At 70.8% G+C, this 18347-nt stretch carries 19 protein-coding genes; 9 read left to right on the forward strand and 10 right to left on the reverse strand.

Annotation, left to right across the window (positions count from 1 at the left end):
• Positions 1-46 precede the first annotated feature (46 nt).
• Entirely contained in the window at positions 47-1078 is a 1032-nt protein-coding gene (locus LPW41_RS16210; RefSeq protein WP_230705400.1) for a hypothetical protein, read from the forward strand.
• A complete protein-coding gene (locus LPW41_RS16215; RefSeq protein WP_230705401.1) occupies positions 1078-1935 on the forward strand; it encodes a hypothetical protein in 858 nt (285 codons plus the stop codon). Before LPW41_RS16210 ends, LPW41_RS16215 begins: the two co-directional genes overlap by 1 nt.
• Before the next feature lie 137 nt (positions 1936-2072).
• Here LPW41_RS16215 and LPW41_RS16220 read toward each other — a convergent pair whose 3' ends face one another.
• The 5 genes from LPW41_RS16220 to LPW41_RS17140 form a co-directional block, all read right to left on the reverse strand.
• On the reverse strand, positions 2073-3011 hold the full coding sequence (locus LPW41_RS16220) for a nucleoside hydrolase (protein WP_230705402.1): 939 nt from the start codon (positions 3009-3011) through the stop codon (positions 2073-2075).
• The gene (locus LPW41_RS16225) at positions 3008-3865 is read right to left on the reverse strand and encodes a PfkB family carbohydrate kinase (protein ID WP_230705403.1); all 858 of its coding nucleotides are present in this window, start codon (positions 3863-3865) and stop codon (positions 3008-3010) included. The genes LPW41_RS16220 and LPW41_RS16225 overlap by 4 nt, the downstream gene beginning before the upstream one ends.
• Positions 3866-3879: 14 nt before the next feature.
• Positions 3880-4431 (reverse strand): hypothetical protein, encoded by a 552-nt coding sequence (locus tag LPW41_RS16230; RefSeq protein WP_230705404.1) that lies wholly within the window; start codon positions 4429-4431, stop codon positions 3880-3882.
• Between the two features lie 110 nt (positions 4432-4541).
• Positions 4542-5027, reverse strand: a complete 486-nt coding sequence (locus LPW41_RS16235) for a hypothetical protein (RefSeq protein WP_230705405.1) — start codon at positions 5025-5027, stop codon at positions 4542-4544.
• Positions 5028-5032: 5 nt separating this feature from the next.
• Positions 5033-6058 (reverse strand): FUSC family protein, encoded by a 1026-nt coding sequence (locus LPW41_RS17140; RefSeq protein ID WP_230705406.1) that lies wholly within the window; start codon positions 6056-6058, stop codon positions 5033-5035.
• Between the two features lie 313 nt (positions 6059-6371).
• Between LPW41_RS17140 and LPW41_RS16245 the strand changes: the two genes are divergently transcribed.
• A complete protein-coding gene (locus tag LPW41_RS16245; protein WP_144834153.1) occupies positions 6372-6836 on the forward strand; it encodes a DUF3817 domain-containing protein in 465 nt (154 codons plus the stop codon).
• A gap of 13 nt (positions 6837-6849) precedes the next feature.
• Here the strand turns inward: LPW41_RS16245 and LPW41_RS16250 are convergent, their stop codons facing one another.
• From LPW41_RS16250 to LPW41_RS16265, 4 genes are all read right to left on the reverse strand, one after another.
• Positions 6850-7422 (reverse strand): hypothetical protein, encoded by a 573-nt coding sequence (locus LPW41_RS16250; protein WP_230705407.1) that lies wholly within the window; start codon positions 7420-7422, stop codon positions 6850-6852.
• A 67-nt stretch (positions 7423-7489) separates the two neighbouring features.
• A complete protein-coding gene (locus tag LPW41_RS16255; protein WP_230705408.1) occupies positions 7490-8593 on the reverse strand; it encodes a class I SAM-dependent methyltransferase in 1104 nt (367 codons plus the stop codon).
• 55 nt (positions 8594-8648) lie between these two features.
• Positions 8649-8798, reverse strand: a complete 150-nt coding sequence (locus tag LPW41_RS16260) for a hypothetical protein (protein ID WP_013585971.1) — start codon at positions 8796-8798, stop codon at positions 8649-8651.
• Between the two features lie 24 nt (positions 8799-8822).
• A complete protein-coding gene (locus LPW41_RS16265) occupies positions 8823-9656 on the reverse strand; it encodes an EI24 domain-containing protein (RefSeq protein WP_230705409.1) in 834 nt (277 codons plus the stop codon).
• A gap of 80 nt (positions 9657-9736) precedes the next feature.
• On the opposite strand from LPW41_RS16265, the gene LPW41_RS16270 reads away from it, so the two are divergent.
• The 6 genes from LPW41_RS16270 to LPW41_RS16295 all read left to right on the forward strand — a co-directional run bounded on the left by LPW41_RS16270 (position 9737) and on the right by LPW41_RS16295 (position 16530).
• Complete coding sequence (locus LPW41_RS16270; protein ID WP_144834160.1) at positions 9737-10567, forward strand: hypothetical protein; 831 nt, start codon at positions 9737-9739, stop codon at positions 10565-10567.
• An 87-nt stretch (positions 10568-10654) separates the two neighbouring features.
• Complete coding sequence (locus LPW41_RS16275; protein ID WP_230705410.1) at positions 10655-13180, forward strand: ATP-dependent Clp protease ATP-binding subunit; 2526 nt, start codon at positions 10655-10657, stop codon at positions 13178-13180.
• Positions 13181-13747: 567 nt separating this feature from the next.
• Complete coding sequence (locus LPW41_RS16280) at positions 13748-14629, forward strand: LLM class flavin-dependent oxidoreductase (protein ID WP_230705411.1); 882 nt, start codon at positions 13748-13750, stop codon at positions 14627-14629.
• Positions 14626-15402 (forward strand): LLM class flavin-dependent oxidoreductase, encoded by a 777-nt coding sequence (locus LPW41_RS16285; RefSeq protein ID WP_230705412.1) that lies wholly within the window; start codon positions 14626-14628, stop codon positions 15400-15402. The genes LPW41_RS16280 and LPW41_RS16285 overlap by 4 nt, the downstream gene beginning before the upstream one ends.
• A 73-nt stretch (positions 15403-15475) precedes the next feature.
• Positions 15476-16084: a DUF1349 domain-containing protein gene (locus tag LPW41_RS16290; RefSeq protein ID WP_144834167.1), complete on the forward strand. Its 609-nt coding sequence runs from the start codon at positions 15476-15478 to the stop codon at positions 16082-16084.
• Between the two features lie 38 nt (positions 16085-16122).
• Positions 16123-16530 (forward strand): hypothetical protein, encoded by a 408-nt coding sequence (locus tag LPW41_RS16295; protein WP_230705413.1) that lies wholly within the window; start codon positions 16123-16125, stop codon positions 16528-16530.
• A gap of 55 nt (positions 16531-16585) precedes the next feature.
• On the opposite strand, the gene LPW41_RS17145 is transcribed toward LPW41_RS16295, so the two are convergent.
• Positions 16586-18238: an ATP-dependent DNA helicase RecQ gene (locus tag LPW41_RS17145; RefSeq protein WP_230705414.1), complete on the reverse strand. Its 1653-nt coding sequence runs from the start codon at positions 18236-18238 to the stop codon at positions 16586-16588.
• Between the last annotated feature and the right edge of the window lie 109 nt (positions 18239-18347).

The raw sequence follows: 18347 nt of genomic DNA on the forward strand, positions 1-18347 counted from the left end.
GCAGCCAACAGCAAGCGAGCGACCGCACCGAGCAGAGACTCTCCGCGTGTCGCGAATCCTGCTGGACCCAGAGAACCCGCGGCTTGTGGTCAGTCGCAATCCCGCTCAGCTCACCCTTCTCAAAACGCTTTACGAGGACGAGTCCCTCGACGAACTCGTTCCCTCGCTTGTGGAGCACGGCTACTTTTCGGAAGAACCCCTGGTGGTAGTGCCAGGGGAGCCAGATGAGCTAGGGCCCCGATGGGTCGTGGTGGAAGGCAACCGGCGGACGGCAACCCTCAAGTTGCTGTTAGATGACGAACTCCGACGAGCGGTTCGCGTCTCGGGCTGGCCGACTCTCTCGGAGGCGCAGCGTGCCCGGCTTGAGGCGGTGCCATGCATCATCTACGACGAGCGCGATGATGTGTTCCCATTTCTTGGATTCCGGCACATCACGGGTGTGAAGAAGTGGGCGCCGTTTCAAAAAGCTCGATTTGTGGCTCACCTTCTGAAGCGGGGACGCAGTCTTGAGGAGATTCAGGAACTCATAGGCGACACCACTCAGGCGGTGAAAAAGCTCTATCAGCAGCACGTCGTATTTCAGCAGATTGTCGACAATACGGATATTCCAGAGAGGGCGATCCGTGACAGATTTTCTTTGCTGGAGGTTGCGCTCGGACAGCGGCCAATCAAAGAATATCTCGGAGTGCCCAAGAGGCTGCCAGCGCAACCAGTGGAGGAACTGGTTCCCGAAGATCGCCTCGAAGAACTTGAAGAAGTAGCCACATGGGTTTTCGGAGACGGGGACCGAAGAGCTGTAATTAGCGACTCAAGAGAGATTGCCAATCGGCTCGCGCCAGTTCTCTCGAGCGAACAGTCCATCACGCATCTCAAGAAGACGGGTGATCTTGAGGCCGCATATGAGTACAGCGATGGCGAGGTGGCATATCTCGCGCGAAAGATTCGTTTGGCGGAAAAGTCTATTGGGGAAGTATCCGCCCTTCTTGCCGTCTACAAGACAGAGCCGGAGATTGTTCAGTCCATTAAGCGCCTGGTAGCCTTGACGGAGGCGCTCGACCGCATCTTAGGTGATAGTTGATGCCGGATTGGCCAGCATTTCCCGCGGGCACATCTCCCGCGGTTGCCGAAGTCGCCGACTGGTGCGAGTATGTGGCGCTCACAAAGGTGGGGGATTTCAAACGCGGCGATCTTAAGGCTGCCATTAGCATCGAGGACATCTCGTCTCCTGATCTGTTGGAGCAACAAACGTGGGCCGAGCTTCGGCACCGCTCTAAACTGTTCGGTTCGAGCTGGCCGCTGAAGATCCAGGGGTCACGCGTCAGTGGACGCACCAATTTCAGGATCCAGAGGGAGCTATATGCCTATCTTTGCTTGCTCGGCCTAAACCAAATTGAGAGTTCCGATCGGAAGCTGTTCGAAGAACTGGTGGCTGAAATATTCGCTAGAACTCTGGGCGGAAACGCCATGCGAATTGGTCATCCAGCTTCAGGATCGCTTTCCAAGTCGTTCCGCGAGCGCGTAACTATGTATATCGAGAGTTCCGGCCTTTCTCCGCTGGAAGTCAACAAGCCTCCATTGAGCGATGACAAAGATCTTGGTGTCGACATAGCTGGTTGGTTTCCTCACCTCGATGCTCGCGGGGGTCAGCCGCACATCCTAATTCAATGCGCGACAGGTCGAAATTGGGACAAGAAGTTCGACGACATTAGTCTGCAGGTTTGGCAATCACACCTTGCATGGGCGGTGCCACCCCTCCGTGCATTCTGCGTACCAAATGTCGTATCCCTGTCGCCCGAAAAGTGGATTCGCGTCACTCAAGAAGCGGGCTGGCTCATCGATCGCGCCCGCCTGGTGGTTTTTGCTGCTCGATACCGGATGTCGCAGGACCTCGCGGATCGTGTCTCTGAGCGCGTTTTGGACCTAGCTGCCGCCTGAAGGATCCGCAGACTCGCTACGTCGGTGATTCCCGCGTGGCAGTCCGTGCACCTTTCTCCTACTGGTCAGATAGACAAGGTCGAGAGCCCGTTTGGGCGCGCGCCCGCCGCATCAGCGTCGGTGTGGCTCCGTTACCGTCACAGAAGAATTTGCCCCGGCCACTCCCGCCTTTCAAGCGCGCCGAGCAGCACCTCGACCGCCGAGCCCTCCATGCCGCGCACCCAGCGCTGCGTGTCGGAGCCGCGTGATGACACCGTCCGCCCGCGTTCGCCGCGCTCGAGTCGCACCTCGACCTGGCCCGAGGCGACGCTGACGCCGCGCAGCACGCCGGCGGCCACCATCGCGGCGAGTGGGTCGTGCAGCGCGCAGCGTCGGTCGGGAAAGACGCGATCGGCGTAGAAGTCGAGGTAGGCCGGCAGCATGCGGGCCAGTGCGTGGGGGAGCGCGCCGGGGATCGCCTCGAGTCGTACGAGGTCAGCGGAGTCCAGCGTCTGCGTCATCGTCACGTCGAGCGGCACGAGCGTGGTGTCCCAGTCCTGCGCGAAGACGACGGCGGCCGACTCGGGGTCGTTGTGGATGTTCGCCTCGGCCCACGCCGTGACGTTGCCCGAGTGCGCGAACGCGCCGCCCATCACCACGAGGTGGTCGAAGCGGGCGACGCCGGGCGTCTCGGCGTAGGCCGCGAGGTTGGTAAGTGGTCCGAGGGCGAGCACGGTGAGATCCGGATGCCGAGCGGCGAGGTGGTCGATCAGCTCGACCGCCGGTCGGGCGTCGTGCAGCTGAGCGGCCGTCGCGAGCGCGATCCCGCCCACCCCGTCGTCTCCGTGCACGTGCGGAGCGCCGCCCGCGTAGGCGCGGCCACGGAAGTCGTGCGCTCCGACCGCGACGGGGATGCCGTCGACGCCGGCGAGTTCGAACAGCGCGAGGGTGTTGGCGGCCGCGCGGGCGGCATCCGTGTTGCCCGAGACGGTGGTGACACCCACGATCTCGACGGACGGCTCGGCCAGCAGGTAGGCCAGGGCGAGGGCGTCGTCGATGCCGGTGTCGCAGTCGACGAGGATCGGCCGGCGGCTCATGCGGTCACCGCGTAGGAGTCGAGGGCGTCGAGCGCGGGCTGCGAGGCGTCGTCGGCGACGGCCGCGGCACCGACGGCGCAGGCGCGGGCAAGGGCGTCGGCTTCGGCGTCACCGCGCAGGAGCCCGACGACGAGCGCCGCGCAGAACGCATCGCCCGCGCCGACGGTGTTGCGCACGGTCGTCGAAACCCCCGGGGCGGATGCCACGAGCTCGCCGTGCCGGTACAGGCGTGCTCCCGCGGCGCCGAGGGTGACGCACAACAGCGGGGCGTCATGCACCTCGGGGAGCTGCGCGTACTCCGTCTCGTTCACGATGACGAGGTCGCACTTCTCGAGCAGGGCGCGGGGGAGGGGCCGCGCGGGGGCGGCGTTGAGCGCGAAGAAGCCCGCGGCGTGCGCGGCGGCCGAGACCACGGCATCCGCCACCTCCAACTGCGCGAGCACCGCGGAGTCGGGCTCGATGCCCAGGGACTCGGCGTCGATCGCCGCGTTCGCACCCGCGCACACGACGATCGAGTTCTCGCCCGTCGCGTCGACGACGATGAGGGCGGTACCGGTTGCGGCCGCGGTGGTCTGCACACCCGAGGCGTCGACGCCGATCGCGGCAAGCTGATCCCGGATGCCGCGGCCGTCGGGGTCGTCGCCGACCCCGCCGATCAGCCGCACATCGGCGCCGAGGCGGGCCGCGGCGACCGCCTGATTCGCGCCCTTGCCGCCGGGTCCGTGCTGGAGCACGCCGTCGGCGACGGTCTCACCCGCGCCGGGAGCGCGCTGCACGCGCGCGGTGAGGTCGACGTTGATGGCGCCGACCACGGTCAGCGCTACGGCCCGGTCGGGAGAGGGGGAAGTCGTCACGAGGGTCAAGCCTGTCACGCGTCGTCGCGCTGCACGCTGAAGTACGACAGCGTCACGGTGATCACGAGGAACTCCCCACCATCGGCTCGGGCCATGAGCGCGTCGCGCATCTCACCCGAGTCCGATCCGACCCGCTCGTTGATGTGCCAGATCGGCAGGATGTCGTAGTCGGCCACCTCGGCGGACTGCAGGTAGCCCGTCATCTGCACGCGCCGACCGTCGACCAGCAGCGCGCCGCCCGCGTTCGGCGGGGAGGCATTCACGGCGAACGCGGGGGACTCGGGCGGCACGTCATCGGGGTGGAACGCGCTCGGCAGGTCGGCGAAGGCGGTCTGGATCTGCATCAGCGCGGTGAAGGCCGCGGCGTCGCGCGTGCCCGCGTCGGCGGCATCCGTCAGCTCGTACGCCGTGCGCCGCACGGCCACGCACGAGTAGCCCTCGATGTGCGTCTCGTCGAACATCTGGTCGCTCGTGTTCGAGCCGCAGGCGTCGATCGTGCGTTCGGCGGCGACGGTCCACCCGGTCAACTCGGGCAGCGGGAACGCCTCGAGGGCAGCAAGGCCCACGGGTCGTGCGTCGGCGGCGCCCTGAAGTTCGGAATCGGACGGCGTGCCGCTGCACCCGGCGAGTAATCCCGTGAGCGCGAGGACCCCAACCCGCAGGGCGCGGCGGCCGGTCAATGCAGCATCAACTTCGCCGAGACGAGCAGCGCCGACACGATCGCCGCGCCCGCGGCCGTGAGTACGACCCCCAGGGCCGAGTAGCCGCGGAGGCGTGCTCCGGCGGTCGCCACCACGACGAGGTACGCCATGGCGACGCCGACGCCCCACAGCAGAGCGGTGGGCAGCGACACCCCGAACGCGACGAGCACGACGACCACCAGCAGCGGGAGGAAGGTCACCGACACCATCGGCGCGCTCACGCGCAGGTGGTGCAGGAAGATGCGCGAGGGGCGGTCCGTCGAGGTGTCGCCCAGCGAGTAGGCGAACACGTGGGTCGCGAAATACACGACGTTCGTGAGCGCGACCACCGCGATCACCAGCGCGAGGTCGGTGGTGCCCAGGCCGATGAGGGTGGATGCCGAGACCAGGGCTCCGTAGCATCCGGCACTGATGCGCTCGGCGGCGTCGTGCCCGAGGGTGCGGGATGGGCGGTCGTCCATGGCGGTCATCCTCCCGCGGTGCGCCGGCGCAGCGCCGCCGACACGATCGCGACGACGGTGCCGACCGCGACGCCGATGATCGTCTCGATCACGCGGTCGCGCAGCAGCATCTCGGGCGTCGCGGGCGAGGCCAGCGAGATCATCAGCAGGGCGAGCGGGGTGATGAAGACCATCGCGATGCCGTAGTTGCGGCCCACGAACAGCTCCGACAGCGCCTGGAACGCCACGGCGACGAGGATCGTGAGCCACGGCGGGAGGTGCAGCGCGAGCAGTCCCGCCGCGATCAGCACGCCCAGCAGGGTCCCGAGCAGTCGCTGGGCTCCGCGGATGAGCCGCGCCGTCACGTGCGCGCCGCCGACCGCCGCGACCGCACCGACCATGGCCCAGTACCAATGAGTGCCCACGAGCAGGGCCCCCGCGAGACCTGCGAGCAGGGCGGCGACGCCGACGGTGGCGGTCATCTCCCACGCGACCGGGCCGATCGACGGTCGGGGGCGGGTGGGGCGCGCCCACGATCCTCGGCGGGCGAGCACGAAGGCGACGGTGACGATGAGGCTCCACGCGACGCTCGCGCCGCCGACGAACAACACGAGCAGCAGCGACGGCCAGCCGGCCGGAAGACTCGCCGTCGCACCGCCGGCGAACACCGCGAAGAGCGCTCCGGGCGGATGCCACTGCGAGCGGTAGGCGAAGAGGGTCACGGTCGCGGCGATCGCCGCCACGACCACGACGCCCACGACGGCCGGGCTCGACAGCGCCGACACGACGGTGCCGATCAGCATGGACGAGACCAGGATCGCGCCCGCCGTCGCCTGCATGATCACGCGCGGACGCGGCTGGTCGGTGCGACCGTAGAGCGCCGCGAACGCGCCGAAGCTGGCGTACACGCTGAGGTCGAGGCGGCCGATCAGCAGCAGCACGAGGAGCGGCACACCGACGCTGAGAACGGCGCGCACCGCGACCCGGTGGTCTCCCTGACGGGGTCCGACCCGGATCACCCCGGTCCACACGCGCCCCCGGGATTCCGCCACCCCACCAGCCTACGCTTCGCGTGTTCGCTCTCCCGTCCGCTCCGGGGGAGAGGGTGACGGATGCCGCGGCGTCAAGGAGGTGGCATCCGTCGCCCGATCTGCTGGGCTGGGGGCATGGACGCCGAACGCGAGAAGGGGCCGATCGAGCCCGGCCCCGAGCCCGACACCACCACCGCGGCCGAGGCCGACCGCTCCAACGACTCCCTCGACAACGACGATCAGCCGATCGAGTGACCTCTCGACGTCGAGGGGAGCGCACGGGCGCCGTCAGCGGCGTCCGTAGGCTGGAAGCCCCCGACTCGCGAGGAGAGACGTGTTCCGCACGCCCCTGACCCTGTTCCGCACGCTCGCGATCGCCGAGGCGATCTCGTGGACGCTGCTCATCGGCGGCCTGATCCTGCGCGCGGTCGCCGATCTGCCGCTCGCCGTGACCATCGGCGGCTCGATCCACGGCTTTGTCTTCTTGGCCTACGGCGCGACCGCCGTGCTCGTCGCCCTCAACCAGCGCTGGGGTGTCGGCCCCGCCGTGGTGGCCGTGGCCAGCGCGGTGATCCCCTACGCGACCGTTCCGACCGAGATCTGGCTGCACCGCACCGGGCGCCTGCGCGGAGACTGGCGTCTCGACGCCACCGACGACCCGCGCGATCAGCGGCCCCTCGACCGACTGCTGCGCTTCTTCTTGCGGCGTCCGTGGGCGCTCGCCCTCGCGTTGGTCGCCGCCGTGGCGCTCGTATTCGTCGTGCTGCTGATCGTGGGCCCGCCGGGCGGCAAGGGCTGAGTCCGTCTCGAGCTCACCGCACGTGGATGCGCACCGCCGACGGCGCGATGCGGCACGTCGCGGTGAAGGTCTGGACGGTGCCCGACACCGTCGCCCCGGCGACCCCCGTGTCGAGTAGCTCGACCGCGCCGCCGCTCGCGTGCAGGGTGGGCGTCGCGTCGCTGAAGCGGTGCATCGCACCCCCGTTGCGGCTCGAATACCAGACGTCGATGTCGATCCGCTCAATCGGCCCGGTGGTCGAGGTCGCGCGCCAGTCGATGGCTGCCAAGCCCCCGCCGCGGCTCTCCATCGTCAACGTCACGCTGCCGCATTCCTCGCCGCCGACCGCTTCGGTGCGCAGGGGCTGATCATCGGGCGTGATGTCGGCGCCGCAGAGATCGATCGAATGGATGCGGGCGTATTCGCGTGCTTTTCCGGTGATGCTCGAGCAGTCCGCCAGCAGCGCGGTCGCCACGCTCGCGGCGAAGGGGTCGTCGGGTCCGGCACCGGCCGGTGTCGGTGCCGGAGACGCGGCGAGCAGTGCCGCCGTCGTGATGGCGGCGAGGGCAAGGGCGCCGAGCGACGCGGAGATCGTGCGCACGCCCATGCTCGCCCCCCTTCGTCGCGGTCGAGGGAAATCTACGCTCGACCGGGCCGCGCGGCCATGGCTTGCGTCAGCGCTTCGTCGACACCGTCACCGTGAACTTGCGATCGCGCGCGACCTGACGGGTCGGTCCGACCAGGCGTTCGAGGGCGGGCCGGTACTGCAGGGCGGAGTTCCACACGGTCCACAGCTCCCCGCCGGGGGCGAGCACGCGCGCGGCGTCGGCGAACATGCGCGGAGCGAGCTGGTCGGTGACCGCGGCCCCCGAGTGGAAGGGCGGATTCAGCGCGATGAGCGACGCCGTGGCATCCGGCTGCGATCGCATCATGTCGTCGCGCACGACCTGCACGCGGTCGGCGACGCCGTTGGCTCCGGCGGTGGCGCGGGCCGACGCGACGGCGATGGCCGACTGATCGCACGCGATGACCTCGAGCGACGAATGCCGCACGGCCAGGGCAGCGGCGACGACCCCGGTTCCGCAGGCGAGGTCGATCGCACGGCCATCGCGGGGAGCGGGGAGGTGCGCCAAGAGCAGGCGCGTGCCGATGTCGATCGAGGCGCCGGCGAAGGCGCCGCCGAAAGCTCGGATCCGGATGCCGTCGACCTCCGCGGCATCCGGTTCGGGCTCGACGCCGTCGTGCGGACCGCGCGCGATCAGCACGCGGGACTTCTGCCGCGCGTGGCTGACGTCGAGGCGGTCGAACCTTTCGCGCAGCACGTCGTTCATGGTCACGGTCATGTGCTTGAGGCGTCCGCCGGCGTACACGACGACGTCGGGGTGCGCATGCAGGGCGATCAGGCCCGCGATGTCGGCGAGGGCGCGCAGGGATCGGGGCAGGCGCAGCAGCACGACGCGGGCGCCGGAGAGCAGCGACGCGTCGAGGGCGTGCGAGGTGAAGGCGTCGTGGAGATCCGCCTCGACCGCGTTGGCGCGGAGCGCCTCTTCGCCGAGGATCTCGTCTTGATGCACGCGGATGCCGCGCGCCCCGGCATCCGCCGCGCCCAGGGTGAGAGCGCCGAAGGAATCGCCGATCACGACGAGTTCTCCCTCGCCGAGGCGGGCGCGGTCGTCAGCGGATTCGTCGAGGATCAGCCGGTCGGCTGCGTCGACCGCGACGAGGTCGGGGCCTTCGAGATCGGGTCTGCGGCGGAGAGCATCGAACGAGAAGGGCACTGTGCCACGCTACCGGGCCGTGCTTCGAACGTGCCCGTCATCGGGCGGTGCGGGTTTACCGGGTGCCGAAGTGGAACGGCAGGGCCAGCGAGGCCGAGACGAGGATGATGCCGAGCGCGAAGAACAGCGCGGGTGCGGCGAGCGAGAACGACAGTCCGGTGAGCAGCATGCCGCCGACGAACAGGATGAGCGAGACGATGAACATGGGGTTCCCTTCGGTCGCTCCAGGCTATCGTGCCGCGTCGGCGCTCCGGTCCGCGGGCGGGGGCGGCGTGGCGGCGGCGGGGTGTTCCCGAGGGTCTGTTCCGGATGCCGCTGGGCCGGCGCCGGGCCGGACGGGGCCACCGAGCGCCGAGAGCGTCCACAGCGTGCTGCCGGCCACGGCGGCCGGCATGACGGCGACGGCCCCGAGGGGCACGAGGAAACACAGCTGGGTCGCCACGCCGAAGCCGAGGGCCCGGGCGCGGTGGTCTTTGACGATCGCGCGCCGGGCGCGTCGATCGAGACCGCGCGCCGAGAGCGAGCGCGAGGTGAGCTCGTCGGCCAGGAGCCAGCCGGTCAGCGCGACACCGGTGACGAAGCCCAGGACGCCGCCGACGAAGGGGATGAGCCCGATCACCCACGCGAGCAGCGCCGCGAGGATGCCGCGCAGGATGAGGCGCACGCTGTCGCCCACGGCGCGCCAGAAGCCGTAGTCGGCGTCGGGAACGGTGCCGGTGACGCTGCGCTCGGTGGCGCGCCAGATGCGGTCGTAGAACGGCTCGCCCACCGCGAGGGTGACGGCGGTGAACGACACCACGACGATCAGCAGCGCGGCGCCGAACGAGGCGACCCCGATGGCGGTGCGCACGGTCGTCGCCCAGAACGGGGCCCACGTGTCGGCGAAGGGGGTCCAGTCGTCGACGAGCCCGGGGAGCACGAGACCCCACCCGATGAGCGCTCCCGCGAAGACGAGGCCCACGAGCGTGCCGGGGATGAGGCCGAGCGCCATCGCCCCGGGCGTGCGACGCCACTGACCGAGCCCGCGGAGCAGGAGCCCTGCCCCGGTGAGGAATTCGCGCATGCGGGAAGTCTGTCACCGACTTCCGACATCGTCCGGAACCGGGTCGCGCCGGTGTCGGAGGCCCCTGGCAGGATGCCGGTATGCGCATCCGCACCACGTCGACCCAGCGCACCTACCGCTACGTGCGCCTGGCGATCATCGGGGCCACCGTGTTCCTCGCGGTCGGGGTGGGCGTGCAGATCGCGGGCGGGGGAGTGCTGCCCTCCGTCAGCGCCGCGTACTACACGCCCGCGGGGCCGGTCTTCATCGGAGCGCTGACCGCCATCGCCCTCGCGTTGCTCGCGCTGTCGGGGCGCAGTCTCGAGCAGGGGCTCCTCGACATCGCGGCCGTGCTGGCGCTGGTGGTGGCCTACGTGCCGACGACGGTGGCCGCGGGCGTCTGCCCGAGCGTCGCGCGCTGCGTGCCGCCCGAGGTGCAAGCGACGGTGGCGAACAACGCGGTCTCGGTGGCGGTCATCGTGGTGGTCGGGGTCGTGGCGGCGATCGTCCTCGCACGGGTGCAGGGCACGGCGACGCCAGGCGTGTTCCTCACGGCCGGGATCGTGCTCGCGCTGACGGCTGCCCTGGCGACCTGGGGGACGGCGGCTCCCGAATCGTTCCTCGCCGCCGCGCACGAGGTCGCGGCCGTGGCGTTCTTCCTCGCGATCGCGGGTGTCGCCGCGCTCGCCGCGTGGCGCCCGCAACCACGCGGTGCTCCCCGTCGGGGCGTGCGGACCGCCTACGGCGTCGTGGCGGCGGCCATCCTCCTGACGCTCGCGCTGCTCGTTGCCGGGGTCGTGCTCGGGGTGGACGAGAGAGGCTTCCCCGTCGTGTTCGTGGGCGAGGCGGTGGCGCTCGCGCTGTTCGCGGTGTTCTGGCTCATCCAGACCATCGAGCTGTGGAACCAGCCGGATCCGAGCCTGCGGGAATAGCCGAGGCGGCCTCGCGTTGAAGTTGATACGACGGCGCTCAAGATGCAAACTTGAGCGAACCGCACTCACGTATCACAGGAGACGGAATTGCCCGAAGACTTCACCCCCGGCGCCGGGGAAGACGGCGCCCAGTCGTTCGACGAGTTCCTCGCGCGCTACCTCGCGGGCGAGCAGGCACGTGCCGAACGGTCCATCGATCTGAGCCGCTTCCTCAGCGCCCGCACGCAGGAGGCCCTGCAAGAGGCCGGCCGCTACGCCCTCGGTCGCGGCCAGCGCGAACTCGACGCCCTGCACGTGCTGCACGTGCTCGTCGGCCGCTCGCCCGCCAAGGACGCCGTCGCGCGCCTGGGTGCCGACCCTGCCGCGATCGCCCGCGCCGCGGAGAGCCGCCTGCCTGCCGCGGGTTCGCCCGCGAACGTCGACGGCGCCGTCGTCGCCGGCTCCGTGCAGCGTGCGCTGTTCCACGCTTTCCAGGTCGCGCGCGCCGCGGGCTCGACATACGTCGACCCCGACCACCTGTTCTTCGCCCTCGTGCTCGCGCAGGACGCCCCCGCCGGGCAGATCCTCGCGCAGGCGGGCGTCACCGCCGAGGCCCTGACCCAGGGTGTGCGCGACACCGTCATGGGCGGCGAGTCCGACGAGATGGCCGGGGAGTCGGCATCCGTCACCCCGAACCTCGACCGTTTCGGCACCGACCTCACCGCTCGCGCCGCGGCGGGCGAACTCGACCCCGTGATCGGCCGCGCCGACGAGATCGAGCAGACGATCGAGATCCTGAGCCGTCGCACGAAGAACAACCCCGTGCTCGTCGGCGAGGCCGGCGTCGGCAAGACCGCCGTCGTCGAAGGCCTGGCCCGTGCGATCGTCGCGAACGAGGTTCCCGAGCAGCTCCGCGACACCCGCGTGGTCTCGATCGACCTGGCCGCGATGCTCGCCGGGGCGCGCTACCGCGGCGACTTCGAAGAACGCCTCACCCAGACGATGGATGAGATCGCGGCATCCGACAAGCTCGTCGTCTTCATCGACGAGGTTCACACCCTCGTCGGTGCCGGTGGGAGCGGTGACGGGTCGATGGATGCCGGCAACATCCTCAAGCCGCGCCTCGCCCGTGGCGACGTGCACCTGATCGGAGCGACGACGCTGCGCGAGTACCGCACGATCGAGAAGGACCCCGCCCTCGAGCGGCGCCTGCAGCCCGTGCGCGTGGGGGAGCCCTCGCTGCCGGATGCCGTGGAGATCCTGCGCGGCCTGCGCTCTGCGTACGAGGAGCACCACGCCGTCACCTACACCGACGACGCCCTGCGCGCCGCGGTGGAGCTGAGCGACCGCTACCTGAGCGACCGCGTGCTGCCCGACAAGGCCATCGACCTGATCGACCAGGCCGGAGCGCGCCTGCGCCTGCGCCTCGGTGTGAGCGTGGACACGTCGTCGCTGCTCGAGCGTCTCGCGACGCTGGAGGCCGACAAGAACGCCGCCGTCTCGGCCGAGCACTATGAAGAGGCCTCGCGCCTGCGCGACGAGATCGCCGCGGTGCAGGCGCGGCTCGACGACGCCACCAGCGCGCCGCGTGGCGCCGCCGTCGTCGACGAGCCCGAGATCGCCGCGGTGATCAGCCGGGCCACCGGCATCCCCGTCGCACGCCTCACCGCCACCGAGCGGGGGCGCCTGGCCGAGCTCGAGACCGAGCTGCACGCCCGCGTGATCGGTCAGGACGACGCGGTCGCCGCCGTCGCCAAGGCCGTGCGGCGCAACCGCACGGGCATGGGCGACGAGAACCGTCCGGTCGGTTCGTTCCTGTTCCTCGGCCCCACCGGCGTCGGCAAGACCGAGCTGGCCAAGGCCCTGGCGGGGTCGCTCTTCGACGACGACGGCGCTGTGATCCGCTTCGACATGAGCGAGTTCGGCGAGCGCCACACCGTGTCGCGCCTGATCGGCGCCCCTCCGGGATACGTCGGCTACGACGAGGCCGGCCAGCTCACCGAGCGCGTGCGCCGCAACCCCTACGCGGTCGTGCTGTTCGACGAGATCGAGAAGGCGCACCCCGACGTGTTCACCCTGCTGCTGCAGGTGCTCGACGACGGTCGTCTGACCGACGGACAGGGGCGCACGGTCGACTTCCGCAACACCGTCATCGTGATGACCTCGAACCTGGGTGCCGAGGTGCTCGCGTCGCGCGCCGGCGCGATCGGCTTCACCACCACGGGCCGCGAGTTCGCCGACGACGACCTGCGCGACCGCGTGATGGGCAAGCTCCGCGAGGCGATGCGGCCCGAATTCCTCAACCGCATCGACGACATCGTGCTGTTCCGCAAGCTTGAGAAGACGCAGCTGCGCCAGATCGTGCGTCTGCTGCTGAACGCGACCTCGCGCCGCCTCGCCTCCCGCGAGGTGACCCTCGAGGTGACGGATGCCGCGATCGACCGCCTCGCCGAGGTCGGCTACGAGCCCGAGTACGGGGCGCGGCCGCTGCGCCGGGTCATCCAGCGTGAGGTCGACGACCGCATCGCCGATCTGTTCGTCGCCGGCGACCTCGTCGACGGGGGAACGGTGACGGTGGATGCCACGGCATCCGGTTTCACGGTCATGCCCGTCATCACGGCGCTCGCCGCCTGACGAGTCGCTTTTCGACGCCCCCGGTGCTGCGGTGCCGGGGGCGTCGTCGTGTGTGCGGGCGGCGGCGGGCGCGGGCGTTGCGGGGTGCCGTCGTGCGGATGCCGTGGGCGGCGCGCCGTGATTCGGTGGGGTGTGCGCGGTGTGTCGGGGGTCCGGTCCGCGGGACGGGGGTTCGCCCGGCGCGGGCGTTGCGGGGTGCCGTCGTGCGGATGCCGTGGGCGGCGCGCCGTGATTCGGTGGGGTGTGCGCGGTGTGTCGGGGGTCCGGTCCGCGGGACGGGGGTTCGCCCGGCGCGGGCGCTGCGGGGTGCCGTCGTGCGGATGCCGTGGGCGGCGCGCCGTGATCCGGTGGGCCCTGTGCGGCGTGTCGGGGGTCCGGTCCGCGGGACGCGGGTTCGCCCGGCGCGGGCGTTGCGGGGTGCCATCGTGCGGATGCCGTGGGCGGCGCGCCGTGATCCGGTGGGCCCCGTGCGGCGTGTCGGGGGTCCGGTCCGCGGGACGGCGGAACGCGGGCGGTGCCCTGCGCCACCCCTGCCCGGATGTCGGAGGTTCGAGGCAGAGTAAGAGCATGAGTCGTATCGGCACGATCTTCAGCCCGTACCCGCACCCGCCCGAAGAGCTGCGCGACGCCGCGCGAGCGGCAGAAGACGCCGGGGTCGAGGAACTGTGGCTGTGGGAGGACTGCTTCCGCTCGTCGGCGTGGGCGGCCGCTGCCGCGGCGCTCGCCGTCACCGACCATCTGCGCATCGGCGTGGGCATCGCACCGCTCCCGCTTCGCAACGTCGCCGCCTCGGCGATGGAGGTCGCGACGATCGAGCGCATGTTCCCCGGACGACTCCTTCCTGGTTTCGGCCACGGGGTGCAGGACTGGATGCGCCAGGTGGGGGCGAAGGCGGCCTCGCCGCTGACGCTCATGCAAGAGCAACTCCCGGCGCTGCGCGCTCTGTTGGCCGGAGAAACGGTCAGCACCGAGGGGCGGTACGTGAAGCTTCGCGACGTCGCGCTCGATTGGCCGCCCGCCCAGGCTCCGCTCGTCTATGCGGCAGCCGAGGGCCCGAAGACGCTGGCGCTGGCGGGGGCGGTGGCCGACGGCGTCGTGCTCGACAGCCGGCACACGGTCGACGAGATCGCAGCGGCGGTGCGCACCGTGAACGACGCGCGGGCGGGAGCGGGTCGCCAGGGCCGCGCCGACATCGTCGCCTACGTGCTCACCGCGTTCGGTCCCGACGCGCGCGAGCGCGCCACCGCCGTGCTCGCCGACCGCGAAGACGCCGCCGATCGTGTGCTCGCGGGCTCCGTGTCCGAAGTCGCTGAGGGCGTCGCCCGCTTCCAGGCTGCGGGAGTCGACGACGTCGTGCTCCTGCCGACCGACGACGTCGATCTCGCCGCCTTCTTCTCGGCGGTCGGCCAGGTCGCGGTCGCCGTCCCCGACCCGGGAGGCGTCTCATGACTCGCGGTGTCGTCTCGCTCGGCGTCGCGGGGTCGCTCGGGCCCGACGCGATCGCGGCGATCGCCCCCGCCGTTGAAACAGCCGGCTTCCACACCCTGTGGGTCAACGACACTCCCGACGGCGACGCCCTCGCGGCGCTCGCCGCCGCGGCCCGTGTTACCGACCGGCTACGGCTGGCCACGGGCGTCGTGCCCGTCGACCGTCGACCGGCCTCCGAGGTCGCGGCGGAGGTATCGTCGCTGGGCCTCCCGCTCGACCGGCTGACGATCGGCATCGGCTCGGGCATGGCCCGCCAAGGAGCCCTCGCCCGCGTCCGCGAGGCCGTCGAGCAGCTGCACGATGCGGGCATCGAACGCGTGTTGGTCGGAGCCCTCGGGCCCAAAATGCGCCGTACCGCGGTGGAACTCGCCGAGGGCGTGCTGCTGAACTGGGTGCCGCCCGTCGAGGCGGCACAGCAGGCGAGCGAGCTCCACTCCCTCGCTCCCGCGACGCACGTGGCGGTCTACGTGCGCACGGCGATCGCCGCCGCGGCGCGCGAACGCCTCGACGAAGAGACCGCCCGGTACGCCTCGTTCCCCAATTACGCCGCGAACTTCGAGCGGATGGGGGTGGATGCCATCGACACGACGATTCGCGACGCCTCCGAGCTCGACGACGCCCTCGACGCCTACACCGGGGCGGCCGACGAGGTCGTGCTGCGCGCGATTGTTCCCGACGACACGGTCGAGGCTTATCTCGAGTTCGTGCGGCGCACGGCTCCCACGCCGGGCTGAGGCGAGGGCGGGCGGCGACGACGGCGAGGGCGGGCGGCGACGCCGGCGAGACCGGCCCGATAGTGTGCGACTCATGACGCCGTCGCTTCCCGGACTCCCGCCCCTGTTCTGGACCGGAACCGAGGGCATCGTCTCGTACGACGAAGACGCCGCGACTCTTCAGCTCACGGCTCGCGCCGGGGTCGACTGGACCAACGACGCGACCGGAGGCCCTGCGCAGCACGCTGCGACCGCGCTGGCCTTCTCCGCGCCCGACGGCGATTTCGTGCTGTCGGCCCGGGTGCGGGTACTCGGTGCTCGCTCCACTTTCGACGCCGGGGCCCTTGCCGTGTGGGCCGGGCCCGATCGTTGGGCGAAGCTCTGCAACGAGTATTCGCCGCAGAGTGCCGCGATGGTCGTCAGCGTCGTCACGAACGCATTTTCCGACGACGCGAACGGCCCGCTCCTCGACGCGGATGCGGTGTACCTTCGCGTCGCTCGGACGGGGCCCGCTTTCGCTTTCCATTTCTCGCGCGACGGGGTCGCCTGGGATTTCGTGCGGCTTTTCCGCCTCGACGTGGCCGCCGCCGCCGTATCGATCGGGTTCCTCGCGCAGGCGCCCCTCGGTGACGGGGCCACGGCGGTGTTCGATGAGATCGCGTACGCGCGGACCTCGCTCGCAGATCTTCGCGATCTGAGCTGACGGACCCCCACCCCCGGTGCCGGTGGAAGACTGGGCGGATGCCGCACCGCCGAGGCCTCACCGTCCGCTCCGTCGCCCGCGGAGCTCTCGCCGCCCTCCTGGTCGGGGCGGGGGTGAGCCACGTGACCTGGGGCCGCCGGGGCCATCGGATCGTCGTCCCGGGCTGGGCCACGCGACTGCTGCGCACCGACAAAGACGCCATCGTCGTGGCATCCGGAGCCGTCGAGGTGATCCTCGGCGTTGCTCTCGTCGCGCTGCCCCGCGAGAGGTCGCGCATCGGCGCGGCGATCGCGGCGTTCTTCGTCGCGGTGTTCCCGGGCAACGTGCACCAGTGGCGCACCGGCCGCGCGGCGCCCGGCCTGCAGACCGACCGCGCGCGGTTCCTCCGCCTGTTCCTGCAGGTGCCGCTCGTGGCGTGGGCGTGGTGGGCGACGCGCGAGCGCTGACCCGCGAGCGCTGACGCCAACGCCCCCGCCCGCGCGTGTTCCGCCCGCCGCGCGATTACGCCGCTGCGCCGAGCTCCATGACGCCGCTCTCGAAGGCCGCGCGCGCGAGCACCTTGTAGCCATGCTCGGGGAAGAACACGGTCAGCCGGTCGGCCTCGATCCCCATGACCGTGCCGACACCGAACTCGCCGTGCTGCACGGTCGAGTCGATCCGGATGCCATCGGCATCCGCCTCTGCGGGCTCGGCGTCGTTCGGGGTCACGGTGGTTCCGGTGCCGCAGCGATCGCACGACCCGCACTCATCCGGCGTCTCGACCCCGAAGTACTCGAGAAGCGCGCGGCGGCGGCAGTGCGAGGTCTCGGCGTAGCCGCGCATGATCTCGATGCGCGAGGCGCGGATGCGCTCTTCCGCCTCATCGCGCTCGCGCACGGCCGCGACCGCGTCTCCCGCGGAAGCCTTCTTCGCCGCCGACACCCCGTCGGGGCCGGAGACGGCGAAGCCGCAAGTGACGAGCTGGTTCAGCACGCGTCCGATCGCGCGGACCGACCGGCCGGACTCCTCGGCGATGGCTTTCGCCCGCAACGGCGTCTTCGCGCGGCCCAAGGCGTCCCACACCCCGGCCACGTCGGCGCGCTTGCTGTGCCCACCGGCGAAGAAGGAGCGCAGCGAGAAGTCCTCGGCGCGGTAGTGCAGGATCGCGCGGGCGGGCTGCCCGTCGCGCGCCGCCCGGCCGATCTCCTGGGCGTACGAGTCGAGCGACTCGGTGACGTCGGCGTGCACGACCAGACGCACGTCGGACTTGTCGACGCCCATTCCGAACGCCGAGGTGGCCACGACCACGTCGAGCTCCCCCGCGCTCCAGGCCGCGTGCACCTCGTCGCGTCGCTTCTGCGCCATCGCCCCGTGATAGGGCGCCGCGCGCACTCCGAGGGCGACGAGCTCGTCGGCGTAGGCGTCGGTTGCCTTGCGCGTCGCCACGTACAGCAGCGCCGGGCCGCCGGCATCCTGAACATCGGCGAGCACCGCGCGGCGCTTGTCGAGGTCGTGCTCGTGGCGGCGCACCGCCATGTGGATCTCGGGGCGGTCCATTCCGCGGACCTCGAGGTGCGGTTCGCGCATGCCGAGGCTCGCCACGATGTCGTCGCGGACGGGGGCGGATGCCGTGGCCGTCAGGGCCAGGATCGGGGGATGCCCCAGCGCCTCCACGGCGTCGCCGATGCGCGCGTAGTCGGGCCGGAAGTCGTGGCCCCACGCCGACACGCAGTGCGCCTCGTCGACGACGACCAGGCGTACGTCGGCCTTCGCGAGCCGGTCGAACACCTCGGTGTTCGCGAGCTGCTCGGGAGCGAGGAACGCGTAGACCGCATCGGGGCCCTCGATCGCGGCCCACGCGCGCTTCTTGCCCGCCGCGCTGGTCCGCGAGTTCAGGGCGACCGCCGCCGGAGCGTCGGGAGCGGCATCGATCGAGTCGATCTGATCGCGCTGCAGGGCCAGCAGCGGCGAGATCACGACGGTGACCCCGCCCAACTCGCAGCCGGCGATCTGGTACACCGCCGACTTGCCCGCGCCGGTGGGGAAGACCACGAGGGTGTCGCGCCCGCCGATGACCGCATCGATCGCCTCCGCTTGACCCGGGAGCAGGTCGTCCCACCCGAAGACCTCGCGGGCGGTGCGGGCGGACTGTTCGAGAGTGGCGGGAGCGTTCACAAGGCCTCATTCCTGGGGGAGGTCCCCAGCACACCTCAGACCTCCGACATTGCCGCGGGGGTTGCGAGCCGCACCGACGTGTGATCAGCTCCGCGCCCCGACAGAAGGT

Origin of the sequence: Microbacterium sp. JC 701, from assembly GCF_021026215.1 — a bacterium.
Lineage (GTDB): Bacteria > Actinomycetota > Actinomycetes > Actinomycetales > Microbacteriaceae > Microbacterium > Microbacterium algihabitans.